General features: G+C 60.0%; 23 protein-coding genes. 5 read left to right on the top strand and 18 right to left on the bottom strand.

The annotated features are described in order from the left end of the window. Positions 1-333 precede the first annotated feature (333 nt). From GGD53_RS22710 to GGD53_RS22630, 18 genes are all read right to left on the bottom strand, one after another. Complete coding sequence (locus GGD53_RS22710) at positions 334-1341, bottom strand: branched-chain amino acid ABC transporter permease (protein ID WP_246717857.1); 1008 nt, start codon at positions 1339-1341, stop codon at positions 334-336. Continuing rightward, positions 1329-2189, bottom strand: coding sequence for a branched-chain amino acid ABC transporter permease (locus GGD53_RS22705; protein WP_184459109.1), 861 nt, complete (start codon positions 2187-2189; stop codon positions 1329-1331). Before GGD53_RS22705 ends, GGD53_RS22710 begins: the two co-directional genes overlap by 13 nt. Then, positions 2189-2896: an ABC transporter ATP-binding protein gene (locus GGD53_RS22700; protein ID WP_184459108.1), complete on the bottom strand. Its 708-nt coding sequence runs from the start codon at positions 2894-2896 to the stop codon at positions 2189-2191. Before GGD53_RS22700 ends, GGD53_RS22705 begins: the two co-directional genes overlap by 1 nt. Next, positions 2883-3614 (bottom strand): ABC transporter ATP-binding protein, encoded by a 732-nt coding sequence (locus GGD53_RS22695; RefSeq protein WP_184459107.1) that lies wholly within the window; start codon positions 3612-3614, stop codon positions 2883-2885. The genes GGD53_RS22700 and GGD53_RS22695 overlap by 14 nt, the downstream gene beginning before the upstream one ends. A gap of 72 nt (positions 3615-3686) precedes the next feature. Next, positions 3687-5000: an ABC transporter substrate-binding protein gene (locus GGD53_RS22690; RefSeq protein WP_184459106.1), complete on the bottom strand. Its 1314-nt coding sequence runs from the start codon at positions 4998-5000 to the stop codon at positions 3687-3689. A 72-nt stretch (positions 5001-5072) separates the two neighbouring features. Next, positions 5073-5852 carry an SDR family NAD(P)-dependent oxidoreductase gene (locus GGD53_RS22685; protein WP_348647446.1) on the bottom strand — a complete coding sequence of 260 codons (780 nt, stop codon included), beginning with the start codon at positions 5850-5852 and terminating at the stop codon, positions 5073-5075. 1 nt (position 5853) lies between these two features. Beyond that, complete coding sequence (locus tag GGD53_RS22680) at positions 5854-6291, bottom strand: VOC family protein (protein ID WP_184459105.1); 438 nt, start codon at positions 6289-6291, stop codon at positions 5854-5856. After that, complete coding sequence (locus GGD53_RS22675) at positions 6291-7058, bottom strand: SDR family NAD(P)-dependent oxidoreductase (protein WP_184459104.1); 768 nt, start codon at positions 7056-7058, stop codon at positions 6291-6293. Before GGD53_RS22675 ends, GGD53_RS22680 begins: the two co-directional genes overlap by 1 nt. A 2-nt stretch (positions 7059-7060) precedes the next feature. Further along, complete coding sequence (locus tag GGD53_RS22670; protein WP_184459103.1) at positions 7061-8812, bottom strand: thiamine pyrophosphate-binding protein; 1752 nt, start codon at positions 8810-8812, stop codon at positions 7061-7063. Positions 8813-8842: 30 nt separating this feature from the next. Then, positions 8843-10477 carry a bifunctional 3-(3-hydroxy-phenyl)propionate/3-hydroxycinnamic acid hydroxylase gene (locus tag GGD53_RS22665; RefSeq protein ID WP_432443425.1) on the bottom strand — a complete coding sequence of 545 codons (1635 nt, stop codon included), beginning with the start codon at positions 10475-10477 and terminating at the stop codon, positions 8843-8845. A 74-nt stretch (positions 10478-10551) separates the two neighbouring features. Continuing rightward, entirely contained in the window at positions 10552-11403 is an 852-nt protein-coding gene (locus GGD53_RS22660; protein WP_184459101.1) for a fumarylacetoacetate hydrolase family protein, read from the bottom strand. Positions 11404-11421: 18 nt separating this feature from the next. Next, complete coding sequence (locus tag GGD53_RS22655; RefSeq protein ID WP_184459100.1) at positions 11422-12258, bottom strand: VOC family protein; 837 nt, start codon at positions 12256-12258, stop codon at positions 11422-11424. Positions 12259-12419: 161 nt separating this feature from the next. Next, positions 12420-12701, bottom strand: a complete 282-nt coding sequence (locus GGD53_RS32195) for a carotenoid oxygenase family protein (protein ID WP_210303311.1) — start codon at positions 12699-12701, stop codon at positions 12420-12422. Beyond that, the gene (locus GGD53_RS22650; RefSeq protein ID WP_210303310.1) at positions 12698-13222 is read right to left on the bottom strand and encodes a carotenoid oxygenase family protein; all 525 of its coding nucleotides are present in this window, start codon (positions 13220-13222) and stop codon (positions 12698-12700) included. Before GGD53_RS22650 ends, GGD53_RS32195 begins: the two co-directional genes overlap by 4 nt. A 127-nt stretch (positions 13223-13349) precedes the next feature. Further along, positions 13350-13892 (bottom strand): glutathione peroxidase, encoded by a 543-nt coding sequence (locus GGD53_RS22645; RefSeq protein WP_184459099.1) that lies wholly within the window; start codon positions 13890-13892, stop codon positions 13350-13352. Between the two features lie 157 nt (positions 13893-14049). Beyond that, the gene (locus GGD53_RS22640) at positions 14050-14793 is read right to left on the bottom strand and encodes an IclR family transcriptional regulator (RefSeq protein ID WP_184459098.1); all 744 of its coding nucleotides are present in this window, start codon (positions 14791-14793) and stop codon (positions 14050-14052) included. A gap of 724 nt (positions 14794-15517) precedes the next feature. Then, the gene (locus GGD53_RS22635) at positions 15518-15850 is read right to left on the bottom strand and encodes a GYD domain-containing protein (RefSeq protein ID WP_064695711.1); all 333 of its coding nucleotides are present in this window, start codon (positions 15848-15850) and stop codon (positions 15518-15520) included. A 522-nt stretch (positions 15851-16372) separates the two neighbouring features. Then, positions 16373-17398 carry a LacI family DNA-binding transcriptional regulator gene (locus GGD53_RS22630; protein WP_184459097.1) on the bottom strand — a complete coding sequence of 342 codons (1026 nt, stop codon included), beginning with the start codon at positions 17396-17398 and terminating at the stop codon, positions 16373-16375. A 171-nt stretch (positions 17399-17569) separates the two neighbouring features. On the opposite strand from GGD53_RS22630, the gene GGD53_RS22625 reads away from it, so the two are divergent. The 5 genes from GGD53_RS22625 to GGD53_RS22605 are packed head-to-tail and all read left to right on the top strand — an operon-like array spanning position 17570 to position 23171. Further along, positions 17570-18829 (top strand): ABC transporter substrate-binding protein, encoded by a 1260-nt coding sequence (locus GGD53_RS22625; RefSeq protein ID WP_184459096.1) that lies wholly within the window; start codon positions 17570-17572, stop codon positions 18827-18829. A 60-nt stretch (positions 18830-18889) separates the two neighbouring features. Next, positions 18890-19771, top strand: a complete 882-nt coding sequence (locus GGD53_RS22620; RefSeq protein WP_184459095.1) for a carbohydrate ABC transporter permease — start codon at positions 18890-18892, stop codon at positions 19769-19771. Further along, positions 19764-20600 (top strand): carbohydrate ABC transporter permease, encoded by an 837-nt coding sequence (locus GGD53_RS22615; protein ID WP_184459094.1) that lies wholly within the window; start codon positions 19764-19766, stop codon positions 20598-20600. Before GGD53_RS22620 ends, GGD53_RS22615 begins: the two co-directional genes overlap by 8 nt. Before the next feature lie 13 nt (positions 20601-20613). Further along, positions 20614-21756, top strand: coding sequence for an ABC transporter ATP-binding protein (locus GGD53_RS22610; RefSeq protein WP_184459093.1), 1143 nt, complete (start codon positions 20614-20616; stop codon positions 21754-21756). A gap of 53 nt (positions 21757-21809) precedes the next feature. Next, positions 21810-23171, top strand: a complete 1362-nt coding sequence (locus tag GGD53_RS22605; protein ID WP_184459092.1) for a NosD domain-containing protein — start codon at positions 21810-21812, stop codon at positions 23169-23171. Positions 23172-23210 lie beyond the last annotated feature (39 nt).

Here is a 23210-nt window from a genome sequence, read left to right as displayed (position 1 = left end):
AACCTCGGCGAGGCTGAGGCGTCAGACTTCAGGCATGAAGCTTTCGATCATCCGGCCAGTCGCAGTTACCGCTGCATAGATCTTTGCGCGCAGCTCATCGTTCAGCATGCGAGCCCCCACGATGACCGACCCCGAAGCGCCGATTCCGAGCGACACATTCCGAAGCAGCGCGGAAATCCCAACGAGATCTTGGTCGACTTCACCGCGAGTTTCGCAAATACTGAGCTCGCGTAGGTTTGCAAGCTCGGAGCTCAGTTGCTTCGTGGATGGTCCAGTCGGACTTGCGTTCGTCGAACAGCCTGAGGATCTCGACGAAGCGGTCGAGTGCGCCCGTCAGTTATCATTTTCGGGCGGCTGCCGCGTAATGCCGATCACCGACACCCCATATTTCCGGTGCAATGTTCCCCAGATTCCGTTGCGCGCAACGAGCATCGTGACGACGGCGACCGAGCCCATCAGGATCAGGTACCAGTTGCCGCTGTCGGCGAAGAGCTGCCGCAGCGCGAAATAGACGATGGTGCCGACGATCGGGCCTTCGATCGTGCCAAGTCCACCGACCACGCAGATGAAGAGCACGGTGACGACCCAGTTGGGATCGAAGCCCGAGGCCGGCAGGACATGGGCCGGCCCGAGGAAATAGATCGCACCGCACAGTCCGGTTCCCGCCGCCGAGACGACGAAGGCGATGAAGCGGCTCCACCAGACGTCGATACCGAGGCTCGACGCGGCGGTGTCATTGTCACGCACCGCCATCAGCGCCAGGCCGAGCCGTGAGCGCATCAGCCAGATCAGCAAGGCGAGACTGCCGAGGGCGGCGAACGCCGACCACCAGAAGCCGATCGGCGATATCCAGGCCGGATCCATGTCGCGCAACGCCGTCAACGTCAGGCCGTTCTGCTGTCCGAGCCAGGACGACTTGCCGACGAGGATCGAGACGATCTCGGAAAAGACCCACATGCCGATGGTGAAATAGGCATCCCGCAGGCGGAACAGGATCGGCGCGATCACCGCCGCCAGCACGCCCGAGACGAGCGGCGCGAGCGCAATGGCGACGTAAGGATTGACGCCGGCATGGATCGAGAGCGTGAACATGCCATAAGCGCCGGCGCCAACGAAGACCTGATGGCCGATCGACAGCAGCCCGACATAGCCCGCCAGGAGGTTCCACATCTGCGCCATCGCGAAGACGAGCAGGATTTCGCCGGCGAGCCGGATGAGGCCTTCACCGAACAGGAAGGGCGCAACGGCGGCAGCCAGGGCCAGGATCACGAAGACCACCATCAGCCGGTAGGGTCGCTCTTGGTCCGACATGGCTGCGCGGGTGGAAGTCACTGTCGCCATCCGGAAATCCCCCTCGGCATAATTGTCAGGATGATGAAGAACATGATGTGCGCGTAGAGCAGGCCGCTATTGGGATCGAAGCGCAGGCCCATGAGATGGGTGACACCGAGAACGAAGCCGCCGATCAGCGCGCCCCACATCGAGCCTAGCCCGCCGACGATCACCACCTCGAAGGCGATGAGAAGCCGGTCGCCGCCGGTAAAGGGCGTGATTGTCGAGCGCATGGCGAGCATCATGCCGGCGGCGGCGGACATCGAGAGCGCGAGCCCGGTGGCGACGCCGAAGGCGCGCTTGTAATTGACGCCGAAGAGCTGAACAATCTTCTGCTCGTCGCCCGTCGCGCGCAAAATCCGCCCGTAGCGCGTGTGATTGAGCCAGAAATGCAGGGCAATGAACAGGCAGACAGAGATCGCGAAGATCACGACCGGCAGGACGCCGAGCTTCAGGCCGAAGACATCCATGCCCTTGAAGCGCAGTCCGCCCATGTTGATGGAGCGTGGCGTCGCGCCGAGAAATTCGACCATCGCATTCTTGATGACGATAGAGAGGCCGAAAGTCAGCAGCATCGGCGGCAACGGGTCCTTGCCAACGACGCGATTGAGCAGCACCGTCTGCAGACCGTAGCCCAGCGCAAAGACGATGACGATCACAATCGGCAGGATCAGGAGCGGATGGATCGGGATCACCGAGACCAGGAATATGCCGATGAAACCTGCCAGCACGATGAACTCGCCATGGGCGACATTGACGATCTTGGCGATGCCGAAGGTGAGCGCCGCGCCGAGGCCGAAGAGCGCGTAGAGGCTGCCGACAAGTAGGCCATTGATGATGGTTTCAAGCCAGGCCATCAGTGCGCTCCAATTCCGAAATAGGACCGTGATATCTCCTCGATGCCGTAATCTCGAGGGTTGCCGCCAAGGCTGATCTTGCCTTCGAGTAAGCAGTAGAACCGGTCCGCCGCCTTAATGGCGCGCACGATGTCCTGCTCGACGAGTAGGATCGCCATGCCGGTGGCTTTGATCTCGGAAAAGCAGGCATAGATGCCGTTGGTCACTTTTGGTGCAAGTCCGAGCGATATCTCGTCGCAGAGCAGCAGTTTTGGATTGGTGAGCAGTGCCCGGCCGATCGCTACCATCTGTTGCTGCCCGCCGGAGATGCGGACGGAAGAGCGGGTGCGGATCTCGAGCAGCTCCGGAAAGAGCTCGTAGACTTTCTTCAGCGTCCAGGGTCCCTTACGATCGGTGCAGAGACCCATAAGCAGGTTTTCCTCGACCGTGAGGCTCGGGAACATCATCCGCCCCTCGGGCACGAGCCCGATGCCGAGACGTGAGACGAGATCCGCGCGAAGCCGGGTAACGTCTTGGCCGGCGAAGCGGATGGCACCCTTCTTCTGGTCGTTGAGACCGGCCAGCGCCTGCAGGAAAGTACTCTTGCCGGCACCGTTGGCGCCGATCATGGCGACGGTCTCGCCCTCACCGACGCTGATTTCAAGGCCGAAGAGAGCCTGGAAATCTCCGTAAAAGGCTTCGAGCCCGGTGGTTTCAAGCAGTTGCATCGTCGACAATCCCGAGATAGATGGCCCTGACTTCAGGGCTTTTCAGAACCTGGTCGGGCGTGCCTTCGATCAGCTTGCGCCCGTAGTGGAGTGCCATCAGCCGGTCCGCCGTGGCGGCCAGCGCATGGGCGACATGCTCGATCCAGATAATCGCATAATGCGGCTTCAGCGATTTCACGAGTTCGACGAGCACATCGACCTCCGCCTCGGTCAGGCCGCCGGCCACCTCATCCAACAGCAACAGCTTTGGCGACGCCGCAAGTGCCTTGGCAAGCTCGAGCCGCTTGCGGTCGAGCAGCCTGAGGCTGCCGGCGCGATCCCGGCGCCGCTCGTTGAGGCCGACCCGGCGGATCACGTCGAGAGCCCCGACTTCCGCCTCGTGGCCGGACAGGCCGGCCGCGAAGGTCGAGGCAACGAGTACATTCTCGAAGACGGTGAGGTCGGGAAAGGGCTGCGGCACCTGATAGGCGCGGGCGATGCCCTTGTGCGCACGCTTGTGCCGCGGCAGCCGCGTCACATCCTCGCCGTCAAGCGTGATCCTGCCGCCATCGACGACCACACCGCCGTCGATAACGTTGAAAAGCGAGGTCTTGCCCGCGCCATTCGGGCCGATCACGCCGAGGCATTCGCCCTTCTCGACCTTGAAGGAAAGGTCATCGACCACAGTGATCGAGCCATAGCTCTTCCTGAGATTCTGTACGTTCAATATTTCGGACATGGGACAATCCGTTGAGGTCAGAGTGTGCGAGCCGCGCGCGTTGCGCGCCCCGAGAAGAGTTTCAGCGCGGAGTCAGCCTTCACCGAGAAGCCGCATCTTGGCGTTCGGCTTGAGATTGGGTGCGAGGACCGGATCGGCATAGACGGTGTCGAACTCGTAGGGGAACTTGGACCCCTCGGCGGTCTTGCGCCATTGGCCCATGGCCACTTCGGTCACCGCTACGCTCTTGATCTTGGAGTCGCGGAAATTGACCGGGCCGACCACGGTATCCAGTGCCATCTGCCGAATGCCCTCGCGGATCCCTTCCTTGTCACGCGGGTCCTTGGCATGACGCAGTGCGGCCACGCCGACTTCATAGAGCGCGTGCATGTAGCCGAGCGGCTGCGTCCACTGCAAGCCGGTCTCGTTTTCCCAGTCATTGGCAATCTCGCGCGCCGTCTGCCCGGTGAGGCTCGATTTGAACGGCACATCCGGTGTCCACCAGACTTCGCCCGACATGCCGTCGCCCTGATCGCCGAGTGCCACAAGGCTTGTCGGGAATAGGAACGGACCGGCGAAGGTGACTACCTTCGGCATAAAGCCGGACTGCACAGCCTGGCCCCAGAAAGTCTGGAAATGCGAGTCGAGAAGGAAGCCGGCGACAATGTCGCAACTGGCTTCCTTGAACATGGCGATCTGGCTTGAAAAGTCGTCGCTGTCGAAGCGGACGAAGCCGCCATCGACGACGTTGTAGCCCTTCTGCTTCAGGAAGGCGGGAATGCCGTTCTCCGTGCTGCCGAAGGCATGACCCGGAGGGATGTCGAGAAACAGCAGGCCGATCTTCTTGTTTGTCGGCAGCGAGTCCCAGAGGCCGACATAGGTCTTGGCCACGTCAGTCGCGCCGAAGGCGAACATGAACGACCAGGGATAGCCCTTGTCCGGCGTGGAATTGCGGGCGAAAATGAACGGCTCCCACTGATTGATCGTGGAGACGAATGGCACGCCCTGCTGGTCGGCGATCTCGCCGGCGGCGAAATGGGAGTCGCCGTCATCAGCGAGCAGGATGTCTACCTTGTCCTGGGTGATGAGGTCGCGGCCGACTTCCCCGGCGCGCGTAGGGTTCGACTGCTGGTCGCGCATCAGGATTTCGATCGGGTATTTCTTGCCGCCGATCTCCAGCCCATCCTTGAACAGGGCCTTGATCTTGTTGACATTATACTCGGCCGGCTCGCTGAAGGTGGCGCGCGGACCTGAGATAGAGGTGATGTAGCCGATCTTGATCGCCGTTTCCTGCGCGCGCAAAATGCTCGGCATTGGCAGGCCGAGCGCTGCAGCGCCGCCAACAAGGGCCGTATTCTTAATAAGCTGGCGCCGACTGACGCCTCTCCCCTTCATTGCCTCTGCCATAACGTTCTCCTCTTCGGTTCGGCTTCGGTGTCATCGATGCATGTCGGCTGGGCGGAGCGCCGCACGGCGTCCTCAAAGAATTGCGGTCGTTCCTCCATCCACCGGTAAAGCTATGCCGGTGACGTAGGATGCCTGGCTCGACAGCAACCAGATGGCCGCGGCAGCGACCTCGTCGGGGCGGCCGAGGCGCTTGAGCGCCGATCGGTTCGCCATGGATTTGATCTGTTTGGCTTCACCCGCCATCTGGGTAAGCTGGGTATCGATCACACCAGGGCAGACGGCGTTGACGCGGATACCCTTGGGTCCAAGTGCGTCGGCCATGGAAGCGGCCATCAGAACAACCGCTCCTTTCGTGGACGAATAGACCGTGGTGATCGCCGAACCACGGAGGCCACCCATACTCGATGTGAAGACGATCGAGCCGCCCCCTCCCCGCCTGACCATGGATTGCGCGGCCGCCTGTGCCGTAAAGAAGGCGCCGTCGAGATTGACAGCGGTAATCCGGCGATAGTCGACCTCGCTCACTGTCAGCATATCCTCGTCGAGCGCGATGCCGGCGTTGCAGGCAATGCCGTCGAGGCCGCCGAATTCATCCGTCGCGGTAGCCAGCGCCTGGGCATCCTGCTGGCGGCTCACGTCGCAGCGGACGAAGCGAGCTGCAAAGCCGAGCCCGGTGATTAGCTCGGCGGTGGCCGGTCCGCCTTCGCGCGGTGTTTCGCTGACATCGGACACCAGAACCATCCGCGCACCGGCTTCCGCCGCTGCGATCGCGATCGCCCGACCGATGCCGCTCGATGCGCCGGTGACGGCGATGACTTTGCCCTGAAGCAGTTGCGGCCGAGTCATCGTCATCTCACAATTCCAGACCGGCGAGCAGTTCAACGAGATGGCCGTCGGGATCGCGGAAGAAGCAGATCGTCGCGCCGTCCTTCACCGGACGGAAGGGCGGGGTTTCCGGAGTAATGCCTTCACGCACCAACGCGGCCAGCGCGATATCCATGTCGTCGATGGTGATCCCGATATGACCACGCGCATTGCCGGCATCGGGCACGGGCCGCGCGAATAGTTGCTGAAGCTCCAGACGCGGCCCATCACCGGGCAGTGCAAGGAAGACGACCTCGCCGATCTTGTTCTGCTCGGCATCGCCCATCGGCATGCGGATATGGATGCCAAAGCCGAACTTCTCGTAGAAGCGCAGCGAGCGCTCGATGTCGCCGACCAGATATCCCGTGTGAACCACATTCCTTGCGAACACGCTGCGTCTCCTCGAAATCCGGCCGTCGTCGGCCATCAAAACACGTCCACGACCGATCCGCCGCCGTCCGCCACCAGGCATTCCCCGGTGATGAACGATGCCCAGTCGCTCGCCAGAAAGGCGATGGCGCGCGCGATCTCGTCCGGCTCGCCCGGTCGCCGCAGCGGGTATCTCCCGGTGGCGCGCGCATACATCCCGACACGGTCGAGCCCGTTTTCGCCGGCGAAGTGATCCATCACGGCATCGGCCATCGCTGTCCGCACCAGGCCCGGGCACACCGCGTTGACGCGGACGCCCGATGGGCCATAGTCCGCCGCGATCGCCTTCATGAGGCCGACCACAGCATGTTTCGCAGCGATATAGCCCGTCGCGCCGGGCACGGCCCTGAGCCCGGCGAGCGAGGCGACAAAGACGATCGATCCGCGCGTTCTGATCAGGTCCGGAAGGCAAGCAGCGGCGGAGATCCGCGCCGTCTCGAGATTGGTGGAGAGCGCTTTCGACCATTCGGCGTCGGATAAATCGCCGAGCGGCGCGTTGCCACCGCCACCGGCGCAATTGACGAGGATATCGACCGCGCCGTGGTGTCGGTTCACGAGCGCGACCGCTTTGGCCATGTCTGCCGGTTGGGAGGCATCAGCAGTCATGGCCTCGGCATCGGTCGCGCTCGCGATCTCTTCGAGTGGTTCGGCATCCGGCCCGATCAGCAGGCACCGAGCGCCGAGCCCGGCGAAGAGACGCGCCGTCGCCGCTCCGATGCCCGAGCCGGCGCCGACGATCATGGCGGTTTTGCCGTCCAGCCGCATGGTCACGCTCCTTCGCCGCGATGGCGCGGCTGCGCCAGGCCGATCCGGCCGAAGGCCGGCATCTGCGGATGCGGAACAAATCCGACCCTGACATCGAGGACCGCCGGCAGGTTTGACGCCACGGCGCGCGCGAATGCCGCCGGGAATTCATCGAGATCGGTGACGACCTCGCCGAAGCAGCCAAACCCCTTGGCGATCTCGGCATAGTCGGTGCCGGACAGCTCGCCACCGATCTGGTAACCGCCCAGCTTCTGGCCGAAGTCGATGATGCCCCAGCCGGCGTTGTTGTGGATGATGCTGATGACGGGCAGGCCGTGGCGCCGCGCCGTATCGAGCTCTGAGAGCGTGAAGCCGAAGGAGCCGTCGCCGGTAATGTTGACCACCAGCTCCTGCGGATGGAGATGCTTGAGCGCGATGGCGAAGGGCAGACCGAAGCCGAGCTGGGCCATGCACGCATCGTTGAAGCGCGTACGGGTTTTGGCCGCGGGTGTCAGCGCGTTGCCCCAGAAGCATGTGTGACCACCGTCGAGGACCACAAGCCCGTTCTCGCCTAGCAAGCCCCCAATAGTCCTGGCCAATGCCGCCGGATGGATTGCCCCGCCATCCATATGCGCCTGCGCGCGGCCAAGCGCGTCGAGATACGTCCGGAAGGCATCCGACAGGCCCGCGACCCATGGCTTGGGTGCGCTGGATATTTTCTGTCTTTCGAGCGCTTCGCGTAGCTGCGTGAGTACCACTCGGGCGTCACCCAGCAGTCCAAGCGCGAGCGGCGCCGCCTGGCCGAGCCGTACCGGATCGATGTCGATCTGGATCAACTGCTGCCGCGGCCAGCCCTTCACGACCGGCCGGCTCGTCTCCCAGAGATAGGAGGAGAATTTGCAGCCGACCGCGAGCACCACGTCGGCCTCGCGCATCGCCTGGGCGATGACCGGTCCGCCGATCACACCGCCACAGCCGACGAAGCCCGCATAGGTACTCGGGACGGAGCCGGCGCCGGTCATGGTAGAGGTGGCTGCCGCGCCGAGCAGTTCGGTCACCGCCATCAGCTCCGGCTGTCCGCCGGAATGCGAGACGCCTGCGCCGGCGATTACCAGCGGGCGTTCAGCTGTCGCGAGCAAGCGCGCCGCTTCCATCACAGAGGCAGCGTCTGCCGGCCGCCTTCCCGCAGGCAGGAAGCGCGACAGCGGCATGTCGAGCTCAGCGATGTCGAAGTGATGATCTTCGACCAGCACGTCCATCGGTATGTCAAGATGAACGGGCGTCGGGCAGCCGGTCAACGCATTACGCAGTGCGCGCCGTACCAGCGCGGGCAGGCGTGAGACATCGTTGATCGTCGCGTTCCAGCCGGTGAGTCCCTCGAACAGCCGCTTGTGGTCGGCATCCATCAGCTTGCCCTCATGCGGATAAGCGCTGATCAGCGAAATGTTGGTGGTAATCGCAAGGAGCGCGAGATTGTTGTTGTAGGCAACGCCGAGCCCCGAAAGCAGGTTGAGCCCACCTGGACCCTGTTCGCCCAGGCACACGGCGATGCGGCCGGTGGAGTAGAATTCCGCCGCCGCCATGAAGGCGCCGGCAGCCTCATGACGCGCACCTACATAGCGCATGGAATTATCCTTGCTGAGCGCCGCCAGGAATGGCCCGAATGCACCGCCCACGACGCCATAGACATTCTCAATGCCGCAGGATTTGAGGATACGCACCAGGGCCTGGCCGCCATTCAGCGTGATCTTGTCACTCTGGATTTCCATGTTCATTCCGGCCCTCCTCCGCGGCCCTTTATTCCATCATGAAGCCTCGGCCAGTGCCGGGTTCGGGTTGGGTGCCGGACGCGGCGTCGCAATCGCGGCAATGGCGGGCAGTAAGCTCTCGAGTGCGGCAACTGGCACAATTGAGGCGATGTAGCGGTCGCGCCGCAGCAAAAAGGCATGTCCGAGATAGTTTTCGAGCTGCGGTGTACTGAACAGCCGCGAGACCTCGCGATAGACCGGGAAGGCGCCATCGACCGGGTTCATCCATTCCGGCGTCAGACCGACGACGACGGCACCGGCGCCTGCGAGTTTCGACAGGGCGGCCGCCGGCACGACCCGGTCCGGGAACTCGTCAAAGACAACCACCGCCGGCTGGTCGGGCAGCAGCCCATCGAGCAGGGAGCGGACGCGATCGGTGCCCTCGACGACAGGCTGGGGGATGAGCCGGCCGACCATGGTCTGGCTCTCCGGCTTTCCATCGGGAAACAGCAGCCCCTGCCGGAAGCGAGGTTTGGGCTTGTAGCGCATCTGGGCAAAATAGTCACGGGCGGGCGGATAGAGGCCGAGCGCGCCGAAGGCAGCCCGCGTGAGTGCCGCCTTGACGCTATTTTCCGGCATCATCACCTGGCCCATGCGCAGCGCAAGATTGATCATCTCCCAGGCATGCGGCTTGCGTTCGATCTCGTAGCTGTCGAGAAAAGCGTCGTCGACCTTTCCGGCGACGGCTTCGGCCAGCTTCCAGCCGAGGTTCTGGGCGTCGCGCAGGCCGCTGTTCATTCCCTGGCCGGCGAAAGGCGGGGTCAGATGCGCGGCATCGCCGGCGAGGAAGATGTTGCCCCGCCGCCAGCTCGTCGCCATTCTGGCATGGAACGTATAGACCCGCACTCGACGGAATTCGGCATTGCGGTCCGGACCGACCCGTGAGAGGAGGTTGCGTACGAACGCCTCGTCATTCGCAATCTCCTCGTCCTCGCCCTTTTGCAGCATGAACTCGTAGCGCCGGATATTGTCAGGCCCCGGCAGAGAAATGCAGGGCCGAGCGGGATCGCAATGGACCTCGGTGTGGCGGAAGCGGTTTTCGGTCCTGACGAGGTCGACGATCAACCAACGCTCAGCGAATGTGGAGCCGGCAAGCTCCAGGCCGAGACCGCTTCGTGTCGATGATCGTCCCCCGTCGCAGGCGACCATGAACCGACCGGTGATTTTCGCCTCGCGACCGCCGCTTTCGCGAATATCGACCGTGACGGATGCCGCATGTTGGCTGAAATTCTGCATCTCCCACCCGAACATCTGGCGGATATGGGGGAAACGACCTAAGCCGTTCCTGAGAACCTGTTCGAGTTCCGGTTGCTGGAAGGCATTGCGCTTGTCGAAGCCATAGTCCCGCGAGGTCGGCTCGACGGTCAGGAAGTTGCGGCGCGATGGCGAAAGGTATCGCGAGCCGTAGCCGCGTGCCACGATGCGCTCCACATCGTCGGAGAGACCGATGGCCTGCATCGTGCGCATTGATTCGTCGTCGATGGAGACGGCGCGGGGTTCCTGTACCGTCGTCATGTTTCGTTCGATCAGAACGACGGAAACGTTCATGCCGCCGAGAAGGTTGGCAAGCGTCAGACCCGTCGGGCCGGCGCCGACAATCACGACATCGGCGTGCAATCCGTCCTCCCTCATCTCCATCTGCTTCTCCTCTCCTGCTGCATGCTTCTCTCACGGGCTGTCCGGCCGCCCTTTATCGTGCCGGGCTTTCAAGGCTCGACCACAATCGGATTCGTCAGCCGTCCGACGCCGGGAATCTCCACCTCGAAGATGTCGCCCGCCTTCATGTAAAGCGGCGGCTCGCGGCGATCGCCGACCCCACCGGGGGTTCCGGTCAGGATCACGTCGCCGGGCTGAAGTGGCGTGAACTGCGAGCAGTAGGAAATCAGCGTCGCGATGGGGAAGATGAGGTCGGCAAGCGTCGCCTCCTGCATCACCTCGCCGTTGAGCCGGCCGAGGATCCGGAGCTTCATGTAGTCCCCGACTTCGTCGGGCGTCACCAATTGCGGGCCGAAGGCACCGGTTGAGGGAAAATTCTTGCCGGGCGTGAACTGAAACGTGTGACGCTGCCAGTCACGCACAGTAGCATCGTTGTAGCAGGCATAGCCCGCCACATGGTCCATTGCGGCACTCTGGGCGATGTAGCGCCCGCCGCGGCCGATGACGACCGCGAGCTCAGCCTCGAAATCGAGACTGTCGGAGACACGCGGTTTGAGGAGAGGCTGGCGATGCGCGACCTGCGTATCGGCAAAGCGGGTGAAGATGGTCGGATATTTGGCATCCGGCCGCTTGGTCTCGGCTCTGTGGGTTTCGTAATTGAGCCCGACGCAGAGTATCTTTCCGGGATCGGGGATCACGGGCAACAGGGTGACGTCGGCCTCTGTGAATTCCGCATAACGGCCGGCGGCAAAGTCCGCCGCTTCCTCCAGGCAATTATCGTGGATTGCTTGCCTGAGATTGGTCACGCCCGGCCTAATTTTGCCTGTCAGGTCGACAATCCCGTTTTCCACCCGAACCCCGAAACCGGGGATGCCAAGACGCGTATAGCTTAGAAACTGCATTGGGATGTCCCGCCTCGATCACGAACGAAGAATCGCCTTGCCCCAGAGGTTCAAGGTGCGGGCCTCATGCGGCCAGTCCTTGACGGGGCGGTCATGGATGACTTCCAGCTCGGCGGAAATCTCGATCCAGTTCTTGTCGGGGTCCTCGATAAAGATGAACAGGTTGTTGCCTGGTCCGTGCCGGCCAGGACCCCACATGATCGGGATGTTGCGCTTGGCGAGGTGATCGCACCAGTCGCGGATTGTGTCCCATTCTCCCGCCTCATACGAATGGTGATCGACGCCGGTCCGGTCGGACTTGAAGCAGGCAATCGTATGGTGCTCGTGGTTGGAGCGGGTAAAACACGTCGCCAGCGTCCCATCCTTGTGCAGCACGCGGTCGGACAGGGCGAAGCCGAGCTTGCCGTGATAAAAATCACGGAACGCCTCGACATCGAGCGACGCAAAGGTGAGATGCTGCGTCGGACCACGGATGCCTTTGAAGTCCGCGGCCTGGGGCTTGGCGAGCCCGAAGGATATAAGATGGCCGTCAGGGTCTTTCACCGCAAAGGCGCCATCCTCGAAGAAGGGTGAAGGTGACGGCAGGATTTTAAGACCTTCACTCATGGCGCGCGCCTTGAGCTCCGCCACGCCATCTTGGTCACGGCAGGCAAGCCCGGCATAGGCGAGCTTCTTGTCCTCGCCGGCCTGGACGACGTAACGGCGCTGCGGTCCCTCGCAGATCCACTCGTCACCGGACGCGGTCAGCTGCATGTCCATGGCATCAGCATAGAACTCGGCCAAGCGTTGGGGATTAGAACTTTCGAATGCGACATGGTGCAGATAAGCACCCGCGCGGACGGCAGTAAGGGCCATCGCCTCCTCCATTTGGTTTTTTCCTTTTTATCATTTTTTGATAATTATGCAATATGTTTTACGTCGCTTTTTCATTTTTCATTGCAGAATCACAAACCATCGCACAAAAAGCAACCGGCCCGGAACGATGTCCGGGCCGGTTGTCTGCTCCGTAGGCATCGTCAGGCGGCAGCGGGAACCCAGTTGCCATGCAGCGACATGCGCAGCCGGAACGGCAGCTTCACTGTCGCGATCGGTCCTTCGTCGAGATGCTGGGCATCGAGGACCACAAGATCCGTCGCCATTTCGGCAAGAAGATTGGCCAGTGCGATCACATAGCCCTCGCCTTCCGCGGCATCTTTCGACTTCGGCACGAAGATCAGCTCCTGAAACGAGGTTGTGGGATCGCCGAACAAGATCTTCGACTTCCGTGTCGTGACATCGACATGGGCCAGAATATTCATGAATTGGAAGGGCGGGGGGGGCCGAGCTTCTCGAAATCATATGGTCGGGTCGGATCGAACCCGATGACGAAACCGTGCCGGTAGGGCTTGCCCATGTAGCGGTCGTCGCCGCGCGGGAACTCGCACATGAAGTCCGTCAGCGGGCTGGCTTCGAGACTGTTGCCAGTCTTGTTCATGTCAAACGTCCAGCGCGTCATCTGCAGCGTCTCCGGCAGCGGCACGCGTCCATCTGCCTGGGGGAAGAAGTAGAAGATATTGCCCGACGTCACCGGCATGTCGACATAGATCCGGCCGCGGCCGTCGTCAAAGGCGTTGAGCGTGTGGCCCTGGAAGCCGTTGGGCGCCGTGAACCAGCGGACGTCCGCCGCCTCGCCATTGCGCGGCAGCACGCCGAACAGCTGGTCGAGCCCGGGCTGCCACTGGAAATGCCGGCCGCCGCTCTTGATCTGGTCGATGTCGGCGGTCAGCGGCATCAGCGGAAAGATCACATAATTTTCCGTCACCGCGAAATCATGGATCATCGCCGCATAGGGTCCGCGGATCCAGACCTCCCTCGGGCCTTTGCCTCTATTATCCAGGCTGTCGGTAGGTATCGGCGGCGGGCCGAGCGTCGATTGATCTGGTCAGGGAAAAGCGCGCTCAGACCGTTCAGCCGGCCAGCGCCTTATCGATGTCCTGAGCGATCACTGGATCTGTCACCGGCATGTTCGGCGAATAGCGGCCGATCACCTGGCCATCGCGCGAGACGAGGAATTTCTCGAAGTTCCACAGCACATCTTCCGGCTTTTCCGGGCCGAGCCCCGAATCGATCATGCGCTTGCGGAAGGCCTCTGCCCCTGCTGGCTCTGGCTGCGCCTTGGTCAGCGCCTTGTAGAGTGGATGCTGGTCGTCGCCCTTGACGGAAACCTTCGAGAACATCGGGAAGGTGACGTCATAGGTGAGCGAGCAGAAGGCGGCGATCTCTTCCTCGGTGCCCGGCTCCTGCCCTTTGAAATTGTTGGCCGGAAAACCGAGGATTTCCAGGCCATCGCCGTTCTTGGCGCGATAGAGCGCCTCCAGCCCCTCATATTGCGGCGTCAGCCCGCATTTCGAGGCGACATTGACGATCAGCAGCACCTTGCCGTCGTAGTCGGCGAGCTGGGTCGGCGTGCCGTCGATGCGGGTGAGGGGAATGGATTGGATATCGGTCATGGGAGGCTCCAGGTGGGTTCGTGGTCGGTCCGTTTTCACTTCAGGTCGGCGACCGTTGCGGCCACGGCCGCCCAACTATCACCCTCATGACATTATTATATTTCGATAAATGTGAACTATCAAGTAGCTGAGATTACCAGTTATTTGCAAGATAAGATTAAGCGTTTCGTCTTGGCAGCAGCTTTCCGACAAGCATGCCAGCGGCGGGCGTAAGTGTCATGATCAGTCGGCGCTCGATGGCTTCGCTGCTGTCGGCGCCCCGGACGATCACACTTATGCTCGCATTGATCGCCGCTTCGGGGCAGGATAGCGGCACGGAGATGCCGACGAGCCCGTGATCGACCTCACCGCGCGTAATTGCATAACCCTGTCGACGAATGCCGACGAGTTCGGTCGCGATGTCGTCCAACGCTGCCCCAATACCGTCCTCGTTCTTGAGGATCCTGCCGAGCCTGGCGCGGGGCAATTGCGCCAGGATCACCTTGGACGTTGCACCGCGCAACAGGGGCATCGGCCGGCCGCGCTCATAGCTGGTTGCAATATCTACCCCCGGCGTGCGGCCGTCGGCGACGCAGATCACTTGGTCACGGTAAAGCCGTGCCAGCACGACGACATGGGGGATGGGAGCCGCGTCAAGGACGTCCCGTAGAACTGGTTCACCTTCGCGGATCAGCGGATCGCAAAGACGCAGGCGTCGATCGAACTCGATGAAGGCGGCGCCCAGCCGATAATTTGCCTCGATTGAAGGATCGAGAAAACCCTGCCCCACCAATTCGCGAACCGTGCGGTAGACGGTGCTAGCTGGCACCTTCGCGGCATCCGCCATTTCCTGAATAGTCCAATCTGGCTTGCCTTCGTCGAACAGTCTCAGAATTTCGATAAACCGATCAAGCCCAGCCATCACTTTCCTCAAAATCACTGAAATCACGATAGGTCAGAGAACTAAAATTGCCACTCGAGGTCACCATAAGTCAATCCAGAGGGACCGCCGTCAAAAAGCTGATATTGAATGTGCCACGCGCGTGCAATCACGACATGATCGGCATTTTGCATTTGGGCATGCCAATTTCTCACAGGCGCCCGATCGGATTTGCCGACTTGCGAAACTTTTAGTTGGAAATCTGAGGAATCTTACGACCGCTGACTTAGGATGCGCCCAACATTGAAATCCAATCAACCAGTCGTTCGGCATGCTCGGCGACTTCTTGAGGTACTGTGGCAAGCAGACACCGCGCGATCCATCTACTTAGAACTAACGCTACCGACTATCGGACCGACACCGGTCGAACTCTGGAACTACAAAATTTGGGAAGTGTACAGTTGAAAGGAATCGAACCGGAGATCCCTCGCCGGAAACAGCTATGTGCTTGGCATAGGTGATTTTTCCGTTCGTTGGCACACAGCCACTTCCAGTCGATCGATTACGCCAGATTAGCCTGTAGCGCAAAGTTAAAGTGTCCTGTTTCTGCAAAGTTGGAATGTCACTCTCCCGGCGTTTGATGGCGTGGGAGATTTACGCACTCTCCTGCCCGAATGCCTGACCTCTCCGCCTGTCAGGCGATGCCGGAACGAACCGGCAGCGGATCGCACATCCGCTGCCAAAGGTAATTCAACGAGTGGCCTGCTTATTTTGCCGGGGCTTTGTAGGCGGATGCGATTTTGCCCGCCTTTTCTTGGGCGGCCTTGAATTCCGCACCCGTGTACGCTCGCACGGTTTTGATATTCGATACTGCTCCCGATGCGCCGACGACAAGAAGCGCGGGGATCAGGTCAACACCATCGGGGAATTCTGCGATTACCATCCAGTCGGTTTCGCCGGTCGTGACGTAGAAAGAATGCTGTTTCCCGCCTGCTGCTTCCATGATGGCACGGGCCGCCGCTTCCCGGTCCGATGGATCGGCGATCATTCCCTTCGCTGCCGCGGCTGAATAGCACCCTGTGATTATGAACAGTGGCATAGGACATCCTCCTCAACAATCGGCAGATCGGGTGATCTGCCGCATATTCAGTATCTCACATCCAGGCGTTCACCGCGATTAGGTAAACCGGAGTAAACCCCGGCGTGGGGCGCGCCCTGTCTGCAAGAAGCGCCCTCTCCTTCGTCGAACCTCGATGCCGACGACAAGGACGTGGGCGAAACTGCCGAAGGTCAGGCGCGAATCTTCTCTTTCGGTGGCGCGATGCGGATAACTCTTGCGCTCCAGTCCGCTACTCCGCCCGTTCGACCGCCGCGATGGCAAGGTCGGTGCCAACAACCTCTGCGGTCGCTCCAATGCGATCCTTCCCCGGCGCCAATATGAAGGATACACATTCCTTTTCTCAGGCGGCTTCGAGAAAGCGTCGCGTCAAACGTCATCAGAGCAAATGCTGGCGCGCCCTGCGCCGCTGAGCCGAAGCCACTTCCCACCCCCGCCGTGCGGCTGTGGCGACGCTCAAATCAGACGTGATCATTCGACTCACGCAGTTGAGCTTCTCGACGCCTAACGAGGGCCGAAGGCGACAGAGCTACGTTCAACCAGCTTGCAAGAGACAACCCGACTGGCCGGATAAATCTTCTCGCCCGCTATCAAATCGTTCAGCCACTTCGCACCCTCTCGGCCGAGATCGTAATAGGGTAACGCGGCCGTGGTCAGCTCCGGCTTCAGCGCCATAGTGACTGTTCGAAAATCGTCAAAGCCGACGATGCTGACGTCTTGTGGAATCCGCAATCCCAGTGCCATGGCGGCAATGTAGATTTGAATCGCCATTTCGTCGTTGCCGCTCATGATCGCGGTCGGACGGTCGTCTTGTTTGAGCATTTCGGTCGCTGCCGCAAAGACGTAGTTGTTTTCTGCCCCAACAGGTCCGTCCATGCCAAGGCTGATAGAGAGGTCGTTCTCTGTTAGACCGAATTCGCTTGTCGTTCGGCGAAATGCCTCCAGGCGCAGTTCGGCTCCCAATAGGATCGGATTGAGCCGGATGTAACCGATTCTGCGATGACCCCGTTCAAGGAGGTAGCGGGTAAGATCTTGCGCGCCCTGATAATCATCGGGCTCGATAGACGGCAGGAGCTCCCTTGTTTGCGGCCGACAATTTATCATCACTGTCGGAATGCTGACATCGCCGGTCTCCGGATCCACGATGCGGCGGTACATGGTTACATACAGGACTCCATCGATGCGATGGGACTGGAACATTTTCCAGATTTCCACCTCTCGCTCGGAAGAACCACCGGTGTTGGCTATCAGGATGGTTTTCCCATTCGCATTGGCCCAATCCTGAATTCCGCGGACAATATCAACCGAATAAGGCGTCGTGGAAACATAATCGGTGATAATCCCGAAGGTGTTGGAGCGGCTGGATCGTATGAGGCGCGCCGCCATATTCGGGATATAGCCGAGGTCGCGAATGGCTTTTTCCACCCTCTCCCGGGTTTCCTCAGTCACGTAGGGCTCGCCATTGATGACGCGAGAGACTGTTTTATTCGAAACCCCGGCCGCTTTCGCGACGCTGACGATGCTCACCATGTCCGCCAATTCTCCTGATGCGGGTCTGTTGTAAACCACAGACATGACAACGTCGACATATTTTTCTGACAACGTCGACAATTGAATTGACAACGTCGTCATAGCGCGCCTATGGTTGCATCAATGGAACAGCCTGAGGCAAGTGCTTCCGGCGGAACAAGGGAGGAATTCATGAAGAAACTGCTTGGCGCCAGCGCGCTCGCGCTCGTTTGCATTGCGGCCTCCGCCAAGGCCGAAACCATCAATATCCTCGTGGAAGGCGGCGGCGAAATGCTGCAGAAGGCAGCCGCAGAGAAGTTCACCGCCGAGACCGGTATCAAGGTGGACTTCACCGTCGTTCCCTATCAGGGCGTCTTCGACAAGTTTTCGGCCGAAATCGCCTCCGGCTCATCGGCGTTCGATGTGGTAACGATCGACGTCGTGTGGAACGCAAAATTCGCAAGCCATGTCGAAGATCTCGCGCCGCTTTTCACCGATGCGGTTCGCAAGGACCTGCCGCCTGCCTTGCTTGCCGACGCGAAGATCGGTGACAAACTGATCGGCATGCCTGCTTGGGCCAATGCCGAAATTGTTTTTTATCGCAAGGATCTCTTCGACAAGCCGGAGGAACAGAAAGCGTTCCAGGCAAAATATGGTTATCCCCTCGCCCCGCCGAAGACTTGGCAGCAATGGCGCGACATCGCAACATTCTTCACCCGAGACACAGATGGTGACGGCAAGACCGACTTTTGGGGCACCGACACCATCGGCAGCTTCTCCGAAGAATGGATGGCGCATGTGCTTCAGGCGGGCTCGCCAGGTGTGATCCTCGACAAGGATGGGAAGGTGATCATCGACAACGAAGCGCATAGGAAGGCGCTCGAATTCTACATCGCGCCGCACTGCATCGATCATTCCGTGCCCGAAAACGTGAACGAAATCGGCTGGGGCGAGGCTCAGAACCTGTTCTATCAAGGCAAGACGGCGATGATGAAATTCTGGGCGCACGCCTACAAGATGACGCCCGCCGATTCCAAGGTCAGCGGAAAGGTCGGCGTCGTCCCGATGCTCGCAGGCGATGCAGGAATCGCGGCAATTCCGGGTCCTTGGTACAATGTCGTTCCGTCGACCTCCCAGCACAAGGACGCGGCCAAGAAGTTCATAGCCTTCGCGATCGCCAACAATGCCCTGGGTATCGAAGCGCCGCTTGGATTGGCTGCGACGAACTCGGCCTATAACGGCTATGCCAGCAAGCCCGGTTATGAGCATTTCACGCCGCTGCTTGAGACGTTGAGTGCTCCTGCGACGCAAGGCCGTCCGATGAACGAAAAATATCAGGAAATTGTCGACGAAGCGGTTCTTCCAGCCGTGCAGCAGGCCCTGACGTGCAAAGCGGATGTCGGCAAGGTCCTGACGGACGCCAAGGAAACGATCGAAGACATCCTCGACTAGTCCCTCGGCGGCGAGGAGGACGGGTGGTCCTCCTCGCATCATCAGCTTTCGGAGAGCGCCATGTCGGGTGAAGACCGATTCGTGCTGTGCATGCTTGCGCCAGCCCTCGCCATCCTTGGCTTGCTGGTCGCATACCCAGTAGGGCTTTTGGTGTTCGATTCCTTTTTTAAGGTCGACACCATTACTCCCCACATACGAGAGTGGATCGGGCTCAAGAACTATATCGACGCGCTAACTTCGAAGCGCGTCGCCGAAAGCGCATTCAGAACAATCCAGTATTCGATCTTTGCGCTGTTCTTCGAATTTACCTTCGGTTTCTGCGCCGCGCTGCTGTTCACGGCGCTCCCCGGTCAGTCGCGCTGGCACCGCACGATCTTCACGCTGCCATTGATGGTACCGCCCATAGTCGCCGGCCTCTTATGGCGCTTTCTCCTGGTCGGGAACATCGGCATCCTGAACTACGGGCTCGTCCATCTGGGCGTCATCAGCGATTCCGATGCGATTGCCTGGTTGTCCGACGAAGATATCGTCATCTATTCCGTCTCTTTCGCCGATATCTGGCTGACGACATCCTTTGTCGCCCTCGTCTCCTATGCCGGATTGACAAACATTCCCAAAGACCTGCTCGAGGCGGCGCGGATCGACGGCGCGAACGCGTTCAAGCGCTTCTGGCATGTCACGCTGCCGCTGATGCGCCCGGTGATCGCCGTCGTCGTCATCGTGCGTGGGGTGGATGCGGCCAAGACCTTCGACCTCATCTGGATCCAGACGCAAGGTGGCCCCAACCACGCTTCTGAGGTGTTTTCGATGAACATCTATCAGCGCATGGTGCGCTTCGGCGATCTCGGCGAGGCCTCGGCCTCCGGCACGCTGTTTCTGATCGTCATGATGCTTCTGGCCGCCGCTGCCTATTGGAAGATATGGAGGCCGGTCCATGCGTAGTGCGCGCCGTCTCAATCTCAACGGCATCGTCATCAATGCCGCCGCGCTCGTCCTCGTCATGTCCTATGCGCTGCCTTACGTTTATCTGCTTATGACGTCGATCAAGCCGGCAGCGGATGTCCAGCAGATTCCCCCGAGCTTCTTTCCCGTCGTGATCTCTTTCGAGAATTTTCGCGATGTCCTGCAATCGTCGACCCTGCCGCGGGCCTTCGCAAGCTCGCTGGTGGTGGCGGTGCTGACAACCACCCTTTCCCTCGCTGTGGCGGTTCCGGCCGCTTATGTCGCGACCCACTACCGGCGCCGGATCACCACCCTGTTCCTGCTTTTCGCGCTGGTCACGCGCATGGTGCCCTCGGTGTCGCTCGGCGTGCCATTGTTCCAGCTTCTGAAGTCGCTCGGTCTGCTGGATACAATTCCCGGTCTGGTGCTCGCCCACACATCAGCCGCGGTACCTCTGGCGCTTCTTCTCATGGCCGCCTTCTTCGAAGGTGTTCCGAAGGATCTGGAAGAGGCGGCGCGCATGGACGGCTGCACCCGTTTCCAGGCCTTTCTGAAGGTCATTCTTCCGATCATGACGGGCGGAATCGCCGTCACCGCGCTCTTTACCTTCATCACGAGCTGGAACGAGTTCCTCTACGCACTGCTGCTGACGTCAGAGTCGACCAAAACGGCACCGATCGTCATTGCTGAATACAACTCCGTCTATGGCCTTGCCTGGGGAGCGATGACGGCGGCAGCCGTGCTCTATTCACTGCCCGTCATCATCGTAACACTCGCACTTCAAAAGCAGATCGTCGGCGGCCTGACTTTCGGCGCTGTAAAAGGATGAGGGAGGCTAAGACATGGCCGGTATAGAACTGCGCAACGTCAACAAGATCTACGGCAACAGCTTTCATGCGCTACACGACCTGAGTTTCAACATCAGGGATGGTGAGTTCATGGTGTTTGTCGGTCCCTCGGGTTGTGGGAAATCGACGGCGCTTCGGATGATCGCCGGCCTTGAGAGCATTTCGAGCGGCGAACTCAGGATCGGGGACAGGGTCGTCAACCATGTCGATCCCAAGGATCGCGACATCGCCATGGTCTTTCAGTCTTACGCGCTGTACCCGCACAAGACCGTGCGCGAAAACATCGCCTTTCCATTGCTGATGGCGGGGTTGCCGAAATCCGACATTGCCAGCCGCGTGGATGAGGCCGCGCGCATCCTCGAACTGACGGCTCTGCTCGACCGCAAACCGGCGCTGCTCTCGGGCGGCCAGCGGCAGCGCGTCGCCATGGGTCGGGCGATCGTCCGCCAGCCGTCCGCCTTCCTGATGGATGAACCGCTGTCCAATCTCGATGCAAAACTGCGTGTGCAGATGCGCGCCGAGATTGCCAGCCTCCAGAGAAAACTCAACGTCACCACGATCTACGTCACTCACGATCAGGTCGAGGCAATGACGATGGGTGACCGTGTCGCTGTCATGAAGGGCGGCGTGCTGCAGCAAGTCGACACACCGCAGAACCTGTACAGTCGCCCTGACAACGTCTTTGTTGCGGCCTTTATCGGATCGCCCTCGATGAACTTGTACGAGGCCGTCCTGAATGGAAGGACGGTGACCCTGGGCAGCAACAGTTTCGAAATTCCTGACCGGGTTTTCGAATGCCGTCCCTCGCTCAACGGTGCGTCTCACCGTCAAATCCTCCTCGGCATCCGGCCGGAGCACATGAACGACGCTTCAATCCGGCCTTCTTCGGCCGAGATCTCGGCCCCGGTCACTCTTGTTGAGGCACTGGGTTCTGAATCCATGGTGCATCTGAATATCGATGCACCATGGGTGGACGCTGGCGACCCGGACGCCATCGCTGACATCGGCGACGAAAAAGCTGCGGTAGCCCGCTTTTCTCCAAAGAGCACAGTGCGAGCAGGTGACATCGCGCGCATCGCTGTCGATGCCGAAGAACTTCACTTCTTTGACCCGGGCACCCGCACCAGCATCTGGTGAAGGCACAGCCAAAAAAAACAAGATTAACCCTCGTTGTCCGAGGAGACATGACAATGGTTAGCGAAAACTGTTACGACGTCACGAAGTATCCAACAGGCAATCCTCGTGAGGATATTGGCGCTGTTATCAATAACATCATTGCGGATATCAAGAACAGGCAAGCGGTGGTCGATGTAAATGACGGCGGAAAACCTGGATCGGTTATCTACATACCACCAGGCGATTATCGTCTCGTCACTCAAGTCGTTATAGACGTGAGCTATCTGAAAATCGTTGGCTCTGGTCATGGTTTTACGTCTTCAAGCATCCGCTTCAACACACCCGTAGGCGAGTTGGCCCACTGGCACGAGGTGTGGCCTGGCGGAAGTCGGATCCTTGTGGACATTTCTCCAGAGGCCGCAGACGGTGAGGCTGCTGGTGCCGCGTTTTATGTCAAGCGCAACGGAAATCCTCGTATAAGCTCTGTGGAGTTTGCTGACTTTTGCATCGATGGCTTGCACTTCATCGATGATGGTTCGGGGCAAGACGACGCAGAAAACACATACCGGAATGGCAAAACGGGAATCTATGTAGGCAGCGCCAATGACTCATTTCGAATAACCGGGATGGGCCTTATCTACCTGGAGCATGGAGTCACTGTTCATGATGCAGATGCGCTCGCGATAGACAATAATTTCATCGCAGAGTGCGGCAACTGTATCGAGCTGAAAGGTATGGGGCAGGCCTCAAGAATAGCAAATAATTTTGTCGGCGCCGGATATAGGGGACACTCAATTTACGCCGAGAATTACGCGGGCATTCTGGTATCCTCGAACAACGTATTTCCTCGAGGAGCAAGCAGTGTCCATTTCTCCGGCGTGGTGCGTTCCTCGGTCACGGGAAATAGGTTCCATTCCTTCTATCCCGGAATGTTGGTGTTTGCTGCTAACTGCTGCGAGAATTTGGTCTCCTCAAATCACTTTCTGCGAGATCGCGAGCCATGGGCGCCGATGCAGAAGTACGACAATGGCTTGGATGATCTGTTTGGACTTCTGCAGATTGACGGCAGCAACAATTCGCTGATCGCGAACCATATTTCGCACACCATTGACACTCAATATATCAAGCCTCCCGCAGCAAAGCCTGTCATAATCAATGTAGTTTCCGGCAGTGGAAACTACATAGCCAACAACCACATTGTGGCCACCACCGAAATACCTCAAAAAGACGGAAGCGATACGCCAAACAGCGCCTGTTTTTCAACACAGGTGAGCGCATTGCTTTCAATCGGGAATTCGACATCGCTCGACGTAACGACCGTGTTGGTGCAAAAGGCATCCGTACGGAATACAGTCCTGGACTCCGGAAATGCCGAACAAGTGGTGATGGACCGAACGGTAAATGCATTCAGGGGCACTCCGGCTCCTGGGCAATAGACCGCAGCCGCCAAGCCTCTCCCGCCGGTCGTGGGACCA

The sequence above is a fragment of the Rhizobium aethiopicum genome, assembly GCF_014197535.1.
Lineage (GTDB): Bacteria > Pseudomonadota > Alphaproteobacteria > Rhizobiales > Rhizobiaceae > Rhizobium > Rhizobium aethiopicum_A.
The sequence above is the reverse complement of the archived record's forward strand: the minus strand, read 5'-3'. Positions and strand labels throughout refer to the sequence as shown.